The 13,478-nt window shown below is 57.2% G+C and carries 9 protein-coding genes and 1 riboswitch; of the genes, 7 read left to right on the top strand and 2 right to left on the bottom strand.

Going from position 1 to position 13,478, the window contains the following annotated elements; all coding sequences use genetic code 11:
• Positions 1 to 162: 162 nt before the first annotated feature.
• The gene (locus IRT44_RS01725; protein ID WP_171565892.1) at positions 163 to 1,791 is read left to right on the top strand and encodes a long-chain fatty acid--CoA ligase; all 1,629 of its coding nucleotides are present in this window, start codon (positions 163 to 165) and stop codon (positions 1,789 to 1,791) included.
• Positions 1,792 to 1,862: 71 nt separating this feature from the next.
• Here the strand turns inward: IRT44_RS01725 and IRT44_RS01720 are convergent, their stop codons facing one another.
• On the bottom strand, positions 1,863 to 2,891 hold the full coding sequence (locus IRT44_RS01720) for a ribonucleotide-diphosphate reductase subunit beta (RefSeq protein ID WP_230077839.1): 1,029 nt from the start codon (positions 2,889 to 2,891) through the stop codon (positions 1,863 to 1,865).
• A gap of 23 nt (positions 2,892 to 2,914) precedes the next feature.
• Positions 2,915 to 5,134 (bottom strand): ribonucleoside-diphosphate reductase subunit alpha, encoded by a 2,220-nt coding sequence (locus IRT44_RS01715; protein ID WP_409978431.1) that lies wholly within the window; start codon positions 5,132 to 5,134, stop codon positions 2,915 to 2,917.
• A 190-nt stretch (positions 5,135 to 5,324) separates the two neighbouring features.
• Positions 5,325 to 5,525: riboswitch (cobalamin riboswitch) on the bottom strand.
• A 197-nt stretch (positions 5,526 to 5,722) separates the two neighbouring features.
• Here IRT44_RS01715 and IRT44_RS01710 point away from each other — a divergent pair.
• The 6 genes from IRT44_RS01710 to IRT44_RS01685 all read left to right on the top strand — a co-directional run bounded on the left by IRT44_RS01710 (position 5,723) and on the right by IRT44_RS01685 (position 13,455).
• On the top strand, positions 5,723 to 6,076 hold the full coding sequence (locus IRT44_RS01710; protein WP_230077342.1) for a YisL family protein: 354 nt from the start codon (positions 5,723 to 5,725) through the stop codon (positions 6,074 to 6,076).
• 273 nt (positions 6,077 to 6,349) lie between these two features.
• On the top strand, positions 6,350 to 7,246 hold the full coding sequence (locus IRT44_RS01705; RefSeq protein ID WP_171565895.1) for a MurR/RpiR family transcriptional regulator: 897 nt from the start codon (positions 6,350 to 6,352) through the stop codon (positions 7,244 to 7,246).
• A 23-nt stretch (positions 7,247 to 7,269) separates the two neighbouring features.
• A complete protein-coding gene (gene nagB / locus IRT44_RS01700; RefSeq protein ID WP_212132101.1) occupies positions 7,270 to 8,028 on the top strand; it encodes a glucosamine-6-phosphate deaminase in 759 nt (252 codons plus the stop codon).
• Positions 8,029 to 8,145: 117 nt separating this feature from the next.
• Positions 8,146 to 8,898 (top strand): hydrogen peroxide-dependent heme synthase, encoded by a 753-nt coding sequence (gene hemQ, locus IRT44_RS01695; protein WP_230077341.1) that lies wholly within the window; start codon positions 8,146 to 8,148, stop codon positions 8,896 to 8,898.
• 172 nt (positions 8,899 to 9,070) lie between these two features.
• The gene (locus tag IRT44_RS01690) at positions 9,071 to 11,296 is read left to right on the top strand and encodes a YcdB/YcdC domain-containing protein (RefSeq protein WP_230077340.1); all 2,226 of its coding nucleotides are present in this window, start codon (positions 9,071 to 9,073) and stop codon (positions 11,294 to 11,296) included.
• Between the two features lie 173 nt (positions 11,297 to 11,469).
• Positions 11,470 to 13,455 carry a methyl-accepting chemotaxis protein gene (locus IRT44_RS01685; protein WP_230077339.1) on the top strand — a complete coding sequence of 662 codons (1,986 nt, stop codon included), beginning with the start codon at positions 11,470 to 11,472 and terminating at the stop codon, positions 13,453 to 13,455.
• Positions 13,456 to 13,478: the final 23 nt, after the last annotated feature.

The following is a 13,478-nucleotide window of genomic DNA, read 5'->3' as shown; positions in this document are numbered from 1 at the left end:
TTTAGGCACGTACCCCGAAACAAATGTGAGCCCTGGGTTTTGCAGGCAGGCAAAGCCCAGGGCTCGTTTCTCGTTTGCAGAAGGATTCCGCATGGCAATATAGTATAAAATAGTATGTATTTTCAAAATAATAATTGTACTTGTACAGGGGGTGGTTGGCGCATGATGAATGTCCAGTTGACCATCGCGCCTATGATGGAGAGGGCGGAACAATACTTTTCCAGGAAACAGGTGATCTCCCGAACGGCGACCGGGATTCATCGGTTGACGTATGGAGAGATCGGCGAACGAACGCGCCGGCTGGCGAGTGCCCTGAAAAAATTGGGCGTCAAGCGCGGCGATCGCGTAGGGACACTGGCGTGGAATCACCATCGGCACCTTGAGGCGTATTTCGCCATCCCGGGGATGGGAGCTGTGCTGCATACGATCAACATTCGTCTTTCCCCCGACCACATCACGTACATCATCAACCACGCAGAAGATCAGGTGCTGCTGATCGACGAAGACCTACTGCCGCTCATTGAGGGCTGCAAGGATCACCTCCATTCAGTGAAGGCGTACATCCTCATGACGGATCACGAGGAACTGCCCGCCTCCAGCCTCCAACCGCTTTACTCGTACGAAGCATTGCTGCGGGAGGGCGATCCCCATTTTGAGTACCCCATCGATATCCAGGAGAATGAACCTGCCGGCATGTGCTACACGTCAGCCACGACAGGGAAGCCGAAAGGAGTAGTGTACACGCACCGCGGCATTGTCCTGCACTGCATGGGCATTGGGCTGGTCGATTCGCTCGCGCTGTCCGAGTCCGATGTCTGCATGCCGGTCGTTCCCATGTTTCACGTGAATGCCTGGGGACTTCCGTTTGCCGCTACGTGGTTCGGGACGACCCAAGTGCTGCCCGGCCCCAGATTCACTCCGCAGCTGCTGGCCGAGTTGATCGAATCCGAAAAGGTAACCGTTGCTGCAGGTGTCCCGACGATCTGGCTGGGCCTGTACCAGGAGCTGGAAAAAGGACGTTACGACACCAGCAGCCTGCGCAACATCGTCTGCGGCGGTTCCGCTGCGCCCAGAGGGATGATCAAGGCGTACGCGGAGAAGTTCAACATCCCTGTCCTGCATGCGTATGGCATGACCGAAACCAGCCCCCTCGTTACCGTTTCCCGCCTGAAAAGCTATCAGCAGGATTTGCCGTTGGAAGCCAAACTGGATGTGTACGCCAAGCAGGGGATGGTGGTACCCGGGCTGGAAGTCAAGGTGGTCGGACCCCATGGTGAAGTGAAATGGGATGGACAGGAAATGGGAGAACTGCTCGTCCGCGGACCGTGGATTGCTGATGAGTATTACCGGGATGAACGCTCCCAGGAGGCGTTTATCGACGGATGGCTGCATACAGGGGACGTGGCGACGATTGACGAAGAAGGGACCATCAAGCTGGTCGACCGGACGAAAGATTTGATCAAGAGCGGCGGCGAATGGATTTCATCCGTCGATCTCGAAAACGCGCTCATGGCCCACGAGGCAGTGTTGGAAGCGGCCTGCATCGGAGTTCCCCATCCCAAGTGGGACGAGCGGCCCGTAGCCTGCGTGGTGCCAAAGGCGGGCAGCGAAGGCAAGGTGACCAAAGAAGAGCTGCTCGCGTACCTGGCTCCGCAGTTTCCCAAATGGTGGCTGCCGGATGACATCGTCTTCGTGAGCGAGATTCCCAAGACGACCGTGGGGAAATTCATGAAACGCGCCTTGCGGGAACAGTTCCAGCATCATTTCACCGCACAAACAGATGTCCGGTAAGCAACGGAAAAACCAGCGGGATATTGGCTGCCCGCTGGTTTTTTGGTTGACACAAAAGTTGTTTTTCGCCATTACAGCTCGTCAAATCCGTTTTCTTTTGTCACCTTGGCATACGTTCGGGATTTTCCTTCAAAGAAGTCCGTTTTGGTTTGATTCAGGGCTTCGTCGGAAAACGGCCGAATCCACGGCATGCAGTTATCCACGCCCTCATACGCTTTTTCCAGACCCATCATGTCCAACCGCTTGTTGACGATATAGCGGATGTAGCGGTCAAATTCGTCAAAGTCAATACCCTCGACGCCTGTCAGCACATGGCGGGCCCATTTCATCTCCAATTCAACCGCCTGATTCATCTTTTCATACACAAAGAAGCGGTTTTGTTCCGTATCCAGTTCGGGAAAATCGGCCAGCAGGAGCTGGAACACTTCCCCGAAAAAGTAGGTGTGCTGCGCCTCGTCCCGCTGAATGTAGCTGATCATCTGGCTGGTTCCCAGCATCTTTTGATGACGGGCCAGATTGTAGAAGAACGCAAACCCGGTGTAGAAGAAGACCCCTTCGAGAATCATGTCGGCGACAAGCGCCTCCAGGAAGGTCTGGGGGGTTTTGTCGTCCCGGAAGCGCTGGTACATGTCGGCGATGAACAGATTGCGCTCCAGAAGCACCTGGTCGTGTTTCCAGTATTCAAACACGTCCTTTTGCGTCTGGTAGTCGACCAGACTGGAGAGCACATAGGAGTAGGACTGGTTGTGAATCACCTCCTGCTGGTTGATAATGGCGGCAATGGCCACCAGGGACGAGTCGGTAAAGTATTGGCCGACATCGGTCACAAAGTTGGTCTGCATGCTGTCCAGCACAGCCAGCAGCCCGATAATCTTCTTGAAGGCGTCCTGTTCGATCGGCGTCAGTTCAGCAAACTGCTGCTTGTCCTTGTTCATCGAAATCTCGGACGGAATCCAGTGGTTGGCGATCAGCACCTTGTACAGCTTGTACATCGCCGGGTGGCGGATATCATCCCAGTTCAACACCCCGGAACACTCGCCGTTGATGATTTTGGTTGACCTGTTGGGCGCGTTTGTATCAAATACCTTTTGCTTCTGCAGCATATCCGTTCTCCTTTCCGCGATCAGGTGCAGGCTTCGCACTCATCAATCTCTACGGCCCGGCTGCGGACGTAGTAGGTCGTCTTCAGCCCCTGCTTCCATGCCTCCAGATGGAGCTGCAGCAGCTCTCTGGCGTGGATGTCGGGGCGGACATACAGATTGATGCTCTGCCCCTGATCGAGGTGGCGCTGGCGGGCGGCCGCCTGTCTGATCGACCAATGCTGGTCTAGGTGATAGGCTCCCTTGTAGTACCACATCGTGCGGGCAGTCAGATCGGGAGCGGGATTGGCGATTTTGTACGTCGTCTTCTCCTCGTAGGCGACCGGTTCAAACACCGGGTCGATGGAAGCGGTGGAGCCGGCGATCAGCGACGTGGAGCCGGTGGGAGCGACCGCCATCAGATACCCGTTGCGAATGCCGTGCTGGGCCACTTCTTTGGCCAGCGCCTCCCACTCGGGCGAATTATAGCCCCTGCGGGCAAAATAGCTGCCGCTTTCCCACTCGCTGCCCGAAAAGAGCGGATAGGCGCCCTTTTCCTTCGCCAGTTCCGTGGAGGCGCGAATCGTCAAGTAATGGATGCGTTCAAACAACCGGTCGTTGAAGGCGACCGCTTCTTCGCTTTCCCATTTGATTTCCTGGAGGGCCAGCAGATGATGCAGGCCAAACGCCCCCAGCCCGATGCCTCGGTACTTTTTGTTGGTTTGCTGGGCCTGCAGGACGTCGATCCGGTTCACATCGATCACGTTGTCCAGCATCCGCACCTGGATGGGGATCAGCCGCTCCAGCACGTTGGCAGGCACGGTGCGCCCCAGGTTGATGCTGGAGAGATTGCAGACGACGAAATCGCCCGGCGTTTTCCGAATCACGATCTCTCCGTCCTGCAGCACTTCTTCTGTCACCGTGGTGGGCGACATGTTCTGCAGGATTTCCGTGCACAAATTGCTGGAGTAAATCATGCCCGCATGTTTGTTGGGGTTGGCGCGGTTGACGGTATCCCGGTAGAACATGAACGGCGTGCCCGTCTCCAGCTGGGAGATCATGATCCGCTTCATGATCTCGATGGCGGGTACCGTCACGCGGCTCAAGCGGGGATGCCGCACGCACGCCTCGTACCGTTCGCGGAACGTGCCTCGCCCGGGCTCCTCATCGTAGCAATCCTCCAGCGAAAAGCCCATGACGGTGCGCACTTCATGCGGATCAAACAAGTGAAACTCGGCCCGGTTTTCCACCGCTTCCATGAACAGATCAGGGATGCACACACCCGTAAAGATGTCATGCGCCCGCAGGCGTTCGTCCCCGTTGTTCATTTTCAAATCGAGAAACGCCAGGATGTCCTTGTGCCACACGTCGAGATACACGGCAACGCTGCCGTTGCGCGTTCCGAGCTGGTCGACGCTGACCGCCGTATTGTTCAGCTGGCGAATCCACGGAATGACCCCGCTGGATTTGTTTTCATAGCCGCGGATGGAAGAGCCGCGCGCCCGCACTTTTCCCATGTACACGCCGATGCCGCCGCCCATCTTGGACAGCCGGGCGACGTCGGTGTTGGAATCGTAGATGCCTTGCAGAGAGTCGTCGACCGTGTCGACAAAGCAGCTGGAGAGCTGTCCGCCCCGTGCTTTGCCGGCATTCGCCATGGTGGGCGTTGCCACGGTCATGTACTGATGGCTGAGCGCCCAGTAGGCTTCCTTTACCAGCGCGAGTCTTTTTTCGCGGGGTTCCTGCAGCATGAGGTGCATGGCGATGACCATAAACCGCTCCTGGGGCAGTTCATACAGGCTGCCGGTGTAATCCCTCGCCAAATACCGCTCGGCGAGAGTCACGATCCCCAAATAGGTAAACAGCTTGTCCTTTTCCGGATCAATCTCCCGTTCCAGCTCCGCAATCTCTTCCGGACGGTAGGCGGTCAGCAGTTCCTGTTTGTAAATGCCCTTTTCCACCAGCTGTTTCAACAGGTTCAAAAACGAACCGTAGGGACGCGCAGGACTAAAGGAATACGCCCGGCTGCGGGCCGCTTCGTGATACAGGGCAGCGAGGTACGCCCTGGCGGCGACGTAGGTCCATTCCGGCTCCTCTTTGGAAATCAGTTCGGCGGCCGACATGGCAACGATTTTTGCCGCTTCCTGTTCCGTGAGCGTTTTGTGTTTGGCTCTGATGGCCGCCGACTGGATGACGGCATCTGCGCGCAGCCGGGGAAAATCGGCCAGAATGTCGCCAATCAGCGATGTAATACGTTGGTCAATGTCAGAGACAACCGTTTGCAATCTATCCCTCTCCTTTGCGGTTCATGAAAAAAGCATCCTCTCCCGCCGGGTAGAGGATGCTGATGTTGCCCATGTGGAAACAAACATGCCTGTGTCAAAGCGGAACGTGCGCCCGAAAGAGCGGCACGCCGCGAATGACCGATTCCACACCTCCCCATCCTCGTGGTTCCAACGGTGTTGTCTTTGTGGCAGGTCTCCTGGCTCATGGATCATCGCTTCTCTGAACCTTCCCGTCGATGCGATCGACAGTGGCATCTGACAGAGTCGCTCCCCATTTACAGTGGCGGGACCGCGCCGGACTTGCACCGGTCTTCCCTTTTAAGCGCTTGCCGGAATCCTGGGCAAGCGCACCACAAAGCACACTATATATGGTTGTATGAAGGTACTATAACACAATATGTTGTGGGAGGGAAGACTGATCTTGGCTGGCAGCTTCCAAAAAAGCGGGTCCGGTCCAGTGACTAGCTGTCACAAAACCGCCAAGCATTGCGCGCCCTGCTTTTCCCTTGCCAATCTGTTATAATGAGACGAGTATGGAGATTGCACTGGGCAAGGAGTGAGCAAACGGTGAGCTATGCGTATCTTAAAGCCCACGTAGGCGGTTGGGAAGTGGCATTCATCCTGCTGATCGTCGGGTACATCCTTTTCCGTCTCGGCAAGGAAAAAGTGGGCAACATCGTTCACATGTTTCTGCGCGTGATGATGGTGATCGTGGTCGTGACGGGTGGTTGGATGTTGTTTAAGTTCCACACGGGAGACGTCCTGTACTATGTGAAGGGACTGCTGGGGATTGTCGTCTTCGGGCTGATGGAAATGGCGCTGGGACGGGCACGCCGCCAGGAAGCCAGCATCGGATTTTTCGTTGGCGCGCTCGCGCTGATGGTGCTTGTCATCCTGATCGGGTACCGCGTAATCGTGTAGGCGGCGGGTGCTTTGCACACACGTCGAAAAGCTTTCACTCGGATCAAAAGGTTCCGGGTGGAGGCTTTTTTTGTTGTTGTTCGCTAAGACAAGCGGCGCCAAGAGCGGCGGATGCTCGCGGAAGCGGAGTGCGCCGCGAATCAGAACGGTCTGATATAGAATGGAGAACTTCTCCACATATATCAATCAATATGGCGGAATGCTCCGCTTTTGCATATAATGGCGGTAGGAATAAAGCTGTTTTCTTTTGGTGATAAACGGAGGAGGACGCCGATGACGGTAAATCAGAAAGAGCAGACGGCCGGCGCGTCCGGCGGCGCGGCCAAAACCAATGCCACCCTGCTGGGCATTCAGAGTTTGCGGCCGTCGTTTACCAAATCTGAGCAAAAAGTGGCGGAGATCGTACTGAGCCAGACGGAGAGCGTAATTTACTCTTCCGTCATCGACCTGGCGGAAAAAGCGGGCGTGGGCGAAACCACCGTGCTGCGCTTCTGCCGCAAGATCGGTTTTCGCAGCTACCAGGAGTTCAAGCTGGCGCTGGCCCAGGAGCTGGTCCATCCGGTGAAAAACCTGCACGGTGAGGTAACGGAGGAGGATTCGCTGACGACCATCGCGCAAAAGGTGACGGCCACCAACATGCAGGCGGTTGGTGACACCAGCTCGCTCATCGACCCGGTCGAGCTGGAGCGGTGTGTCGACCTGCTGCAAGCCGCCAACACGATCCACTTTTACGGCGTGGGAACATCCGGGGTGACGGCCCAGGATGCCAAATACACGTGCTTGCGCCTGGGGCTGAAAGTGGACGCCTTTTACGAGGCACACCTGCAGGCGATGGCTGCCGCCACGCTGGGGCCCGGCGACGTCGCCGTGGGCATCTCCGTGTCGGGCAGCACCAAGGATACGATCGATTCGCTGAAAGTGGCGAAGGAAGCAGGGGCAACAGTGCTGTGCATCACCCACTACCGCCGCTCGCCGATCACGAACGTGGCTGATGTCACGCTTTTGACGGCAGCAAAGGAAGGGCCGCTGCAGGGCGGTTCGCTCGCGGCCAAAATCGCCCAACTGCACGTCATCGACATCCTGTGTACGGCACTGGCCATGCGCATCCAGGAGAAAGCGCTGACCTACAAGGAAAAGACGGCAAAAGCGGTGCTGGACAAAAAATACTGAAGCGGCTGACGGAGGGAGAGCGCATGAAACTGCTGATTGCGGAGAATTACGAGTCGTTGGGCAAAGCTGCGGCGCACATCGTGGCGCAGGTGGTGACAGCCAAACCCACTGCCGTACTGGGACTGGCTACGGGCAGCACACCGATCGGCATGTACCGGGAACTGGCGCGGCTGCACCGCGAGGAGGGAGTTGACTTCTCCCGCGTGACGACGTTTAACCTGGATGAATACGTCGGACTGCCGCCGCATCATCCGCAAAGCTACCACACGTTCATGCAGGAACACTTTTTTCGCCATGTGGACATCCCGCTGGAGCAGACCAACATCCCGCGCGGAGACGCACCCGACCTGCAGGCGGAGTGCCGGCGATATGAAGCGGCAATCGCGGCGGCGGGAGGCATCGACCTGCAGGTGCTGGGTATCGGCGGAAACGGCCACATTGGTTTCAATGAGCCGGGGTCCGACGCGGAGACGACCACGCGGATCGTGGAACTGGCACAAAGTACAATCAAGGCGAACGCGCGCTTTTTCGAATCGATCGACGAAGTGCCGACGAAAGCTGTATCGATGGGGATCAAAACGATTCTGGCGGCGAAGCGGATCATGCTGCTTGCGAGCGGCGAGGCCAAGGCGGATGCGGTGCGCCGCATGCTGGAAGGAGAGAAGACGCCTGACGTGCCCGCGTCGCTGCTGCAGCTTCATTCAGATGTGACCGTCATCGCGGACAAGGAGGCGGCAGCGCTGCTGTCAGCCGAGACGAAAAACAGCGGCCGCCTGGTGTGAACGGCCGTTGTTTGCGGCGCTTGTTCACCAATTCGTTTCGCATAACGCTTCGTTCGTTATGCTATACTGGGAGTGTCCAAGAAGAATGCACCAGATTACCGTAAGGAGTTGAACCTGATGAGCACGAACGAGGCATTGCTTACGCTGGAAGGCTGGTATACTTATCATAATTTCCGCACGATCAATTGGGAGAAGTGGAAAGCGGCTTCGGCCGAAGAGCGCCAGGCCGCACTGGACGAGCTGTTTGGCCTGATCCGCGAGTGGGAGGCAAATGAACAGGAGAAGCAAGGCAGCACGGCCATCTACAGCATCCTGGGGCACAAGGCGGACCTGGTCTTCCTGTTCCTGCGCCCGACGATGCAGGAACTGGACGCGATCAAGACGGCGTTCAACAAGACCCGCTTCGCCGCGTACACCGAGGCGCCGTACTCCTATATTTCTGTGGTGGAGCTGAGCAACTACGTACATAATCCCGGCGAAGACCCGAAGTCCAATCCGCAAATCCGGGAGCGGCTCTACCCGATTCTGCCGAAGTGGGAGCACATCTGCTTCTACCCGATGAACAAAAAACGCAACCTGCAGGACAACTGGTACATGCTGACGATGGAACAGCGTGCCGAAATGATGCGCTCGCACGGAATGATCGGCCGCAAGTACGCCGGCAAAGTGAAGCAGATCATCGGCGGCTCGGTCGGCTTCGACGATTGGGAGTGGGGCGTCACGCTGTTTGCCAACGACCCGCTCGAGTTCAAGCACATCGTCTACGAAATGCGCTTTGACGAAGTGAGCGCACGCTATGGGGAGTTCGGCAACTTCCTGGTGGGCAACATTGTCACGCCCGAATCGCTTGCGCAAATGCTGCAGGTGTAACCCTTTCAACCATAATCTACCCACGGTGCAGCCGGGGTAGATTTTTTTTGCATGCAAAGCATCAGGTGGATAGATGATCCTCTCGTATATGGAATAATTTGTATCAATTCGTGACAAATGGTAAGATTGTGTTCGTAATTGCAAAGCCAAGAGGGGAGAGGTGTTTTTCGGTATGACCAGAAAAAAGATGCTGCGGGTAGCAGCGGGATTTTCGGCAGCGGTGCTGCTGGCCGGTATTCCCGTCCCGCTTGCTGGCGTGTGGGAGAACAGCCTGCCGAGCGCCTTGGCCGCCGGGCAGCAGGCGGACGAGTTGACGCGGGAGCAGGCGATTCAACAGATGAGCAAGCTTTTGAACATACCGGCCGATTACAAGCCGGAGCGGTCGTACTACAAGAAAAAAGATCAAAAAAATCCGTTCGACCATCCGCTGTGGAGCCTGACCTGGGTAAAAGACAGCGGGGAGGGACGTGTGTCTGTCAACGTCGATGCGGTGACGGGACAATTGGTGTATTATTCACACTACGATGAAAAGCGGGAAAGCGACTCGTCGTCGGCGGTCAGCGAGGAACAAGCGCTGCGGGAGGCCGAGCAGTTTCTCGAGCGGGTTGTCCCCAAAACAGAGCGGGAGAAGCTGTCCAAGCCAAACGAATACCCCGGCCTCCCCAATTTTACGGGTGACCCGTGGAGAACGCGCGTCTTTTCCTATACGCGCATGGAAGGCGACACGCCTTTTCTCGGCAACGGCGTTCTGGTGATCGTCGATCGAACCGGCGAAGTGATCATGTTTATCAGGAATTGGTACCAGGGAGAACTGCCTGACGCCAAGGCAGTGATCCAGCCTGACGAGGCGGAGCGGCTGCTGGCGGAAAAAGCGGCGCCCTCACTGGTCTACTCGCGGGAGAGTGATCTGAACGGCCGTTACCCGGCGAACTCAAATCGGTACCGCCTGGTCTATCGCTACGTGCAAACTGATCCGCAGTTCGTGGACGCTACGACCGGGAAGGTGCTGAACGCACTCGGCGAGCCGGCCGAAGAAGTCGGCATCAAGCCGCTGGGGAGCACGGTCAACAGCCGTGCAGCGGACAAGCTGATCGGCAAGGAAGAGGCGCAGAAGATCGCCGAAGAGCTGGTCAAGCGGCTCCCCGGCAGCTATCGTTCCGATGGAAGCAGGGGAGGCGGTGCCAGATCGGGAGTGGATGGCGTGGAATCGAGATACTGGCATTTTGAATTCACTCCGCTGCACGTCAAGGGGGAAAATGTGGAGCCGCTTGAGATCAGCATCAGCGACCGCGGGGATTTGGTCGAATACCGCACCGGGGAAGGGCGGTTTTCTTACGAACGGGGACGGAAAATCGAGAAGGCGGTCTCGTGGAAAGCAGCGCAGGAGAGTGCGGTCAAGCTGGTAAAAACGCTGCTGTCCGAACGGCTGGGGGACATCTATCTCATCGACCGCAATGCATCCCGCACGATCGAGGAGGAGGTGCGGGAGCAGGGGCAGTATTACGTGTTTACGTTTGGCTGGATGAAGAACGGCATTCCGATCGAAGACAGGAATTTCCGCGTGATCGTCAATCCCGAAACCGGGGAAGCGGAAGAGCTGAACGTGTACGAATATGGACCTGTCAGTGCAGAGGAAACGGCGGCCAAAATTGACCGAAAGGCAGCAGCCAAAACGGAGCAGGAGCAAAAGAAACTGATGCTTGCCTATCACCTGCCGGACAGCGAGTCCAAACCGCTGCTTGTCTACAGCTACGTCGGCGATGAGGGAGTCGTGGACGCCGTGACCGGGGAGTGGCTCAGTTTTGCCGACTTGCGGAAAAAAGAAATTCCGCAGGACATTGACAACCATCCCGGGCAGGCAGCACTGCAGTTTGCCATTCGGGAGGGCTTGTTGACGGTGACTGACGGCAAGGTGGAACCGGACAAAGCGGCGACGCGCGGTGACATGGTGCAGATGATGGCGCGCATGGTCAACCGCATCGAGTTTCACCGGCAGTTCAGCGGGCTCGATGATGACGACGAAGATCGCCAGCCGTACCGGTTTGCTGACGTCGACGAGAACCACCCGCTGTACGGTGTCATCAAAAAAGCGATTCAATACGGACTGATCCCCAAGGAGGGGACCAGGTTTGAGCCGGATCGCCCGGTGACCCGCGGAGAAGCGGCGGAAATGGCCGCCCGCCTGCTGGGGTATGGTGAACTCCTGGAAAAACCGGGGCTGTTTGCGTCGCCGTATCGGGATGTAGAAAAGCGGCTGGTGCCCGCCGTCGCCCTGGCCCATGCCTACGGGCTGCTTCCTTCCGGGTCACCCGACGCGTTCCAACCAGACAAAACGCTGACCCGGGCGGAGGCTGCCAAGTTGATGAAGGCGCTTCTGGAGGTTAGGAAACCGAAGTGACGTGCGTCCCGCGAAAAAAGATCTAGAAAAAAGAAAAAAATGGGCATGAAGGATATACTTGTCTTGTCATTTTCGGGAAATATTTGTACAATGATGAACGGCTGTTCTTTTTATTTGGAATGGCCTGTTTTTTTTGTGTTTATTATAGCTCATCAACAACAGGAGGAATCGACATGAATGGGCCTACCGAGCCAAAACGAACACGTTCGCTGCAGATGAAAGGAAAACTGCTGTTGACCTTTGCCGTGATTCTGCTGTTGCCGAGTCTGCTGATCTCAGGGGTCTCGTTCTACAGCGCCAAGCAGGAAATCGAGGACCAACTGCTGCAGCGGGCTGACGAGCAGGTGAAGACCCTGGCCGGAACAATTGATGCCTATCTGGATTTGCAGATGAAGGAGGTGGAGCGGGTCGCTTCTCATCTGGCGGGACAGGGGCTGACGAGCAACGATTCCGCAGCGCATGCGTATTTGCAGGAGGCCGCCACCATCCACAACGAGTGGGAAGGTATCTACATCGGAACGGAGACGGGGGCGTTTGTCAGCACGGTGTCGGTAAAGGCCGGGTATGACCCGCGTACTAGACCCTGGTACCAACAAGCCATGGAGAACAAGGGAAAAACGGTCATCACTGATCCGTACATTTCTGCGTCTACAGACCTCCCCGTCATCACCATTGCCCGGACGACAAAAGACGGGCACGGAGTGGTCGGGCTCGACCTCAGTCTGCAGGCACTGGCCGAAATCACCAGCCGGGTCAAAATCGGCGAATTCGGCTACGTCGTGCTGATGGACAAACAGCGGAAGTTCATCGTCCATCCCCAGCAGAAAGCGGGGACGGAAGCGGAGAAAGCAGATTATATCGACCACGTGTATGCTAACGAAGCGGGCACGTTTGAGTTCGTCAACCAGGACGGACAGAGCAAGCGAATGGCGTTTGTCACCAACGGACTGACCGGTTGGAAGCTGCTGGGCACCTATTACGTGAGTGAAGCGGAAGCAGAGGCCTCCGACGTGCTGCCTCCCATTTTGACGATCGTGGCCGTAGCAGTGATCGGCGGCGCCGTGCTGGTGCTGTGGATTGTCCGCTTGATCACGCGTCCGCTCGCCGTATTGATGGCGGCCGCCGCCAAGATCAGCGAGGGCGACCTGTCTGAACCAGTAAGAGTAAATGCCAGGGACGAAATCGGCCGCTTGGCGGAGAGCTTCGAGGGCATGCGCCTGTCGCTGCAGTCTGTCCTGGCCAAGGTGAACCAGGGTGCCGTCCAGGTGGCGGCGTCGGCTGAGGAGCTGATGGCAAGCGCGGATCAGAGCAGCAAGGCCAGCGAACAAATCTCGTCCGCGATTCAGGAAGTGGCCGTCGGGGCGGACAAGCAGGTAGCTGGCGTGGAAGAGGCGTACCAGGTGGTCAACATGATGGCAAGCGCTGCGGAACAGATCAACGGCAACACGCAGCAGGTGGCTGGACTGGCTTCCGAGGCTTCGGACAAGGCAGCTTCCGGCAGCCAGACCGTGCAAACAGCGATCAACCAAATGACGGAAATGAGTGTCACCGTCAAGGAATTGGCGCATACCGTGGACGGACTGGGCAAGCGCTCGCAGGAGATCGGCAGCATCGTCGACGTCATCTCCGAGATTGCCGATCAGACCAACCTGCTGGCGCTCAATGCCGCTATCGAAGCAGCGCGGGCAGGTGAACACGGCCGGGGATTTGCCGTGGTGGCGGATGAAGTGCGCAAGCTGGCAGAGCAGACGACGCAATCCACGCAAAAGATTGCCGAACTCATTGCGGTGATCCGCCAGGAGACGAACGATGCGGTTCGTTCCATGCACACGGTGACCCAGGAGGTGGCCGCGGGAATTGACGTGGTCCATGCGGCTGGGGCCTCCTTCGAAGAGATTCGTGCGGCAGTGGAAGAGCTGGCTGGACAAATCCAGGAGGTGTCCGGCGCGGTGCAGCAGTTGACCGAAGGCACAAAACGCGTGGTGGAGACGACGCATACGATCCGGGAAGTGGCAGAGGAAGCGGCATTTGGTACGCAAAACGTTTCCGCCGCAGCTCAGCAGCAGTTGGCTTCCATGGAGGAGATCAACGCGTCGGCCACGGCGCTGGCGAAGATGGCCGAAGATCTGCAGGAGATGGTAGGCAGTTTCAAAGTATAACCGTACATGAAGTATAAGCACGA

It is taken from the genome of Brevibacillus sedimenti (genome assembly GCF_020923495.1).
GTDB classification, from domain to species: Bacteria; Bacillota; Bacilli; order Brevibacillales; family Brevibacillaceae; genus Brevibacillus; species Brevibacillus aydinogluensis.
The sequence above is the reverse complement of the archived record's forward strand: the minus strand, read 5'-3'. Positions and strand labels throughout refer to the sequence as shown.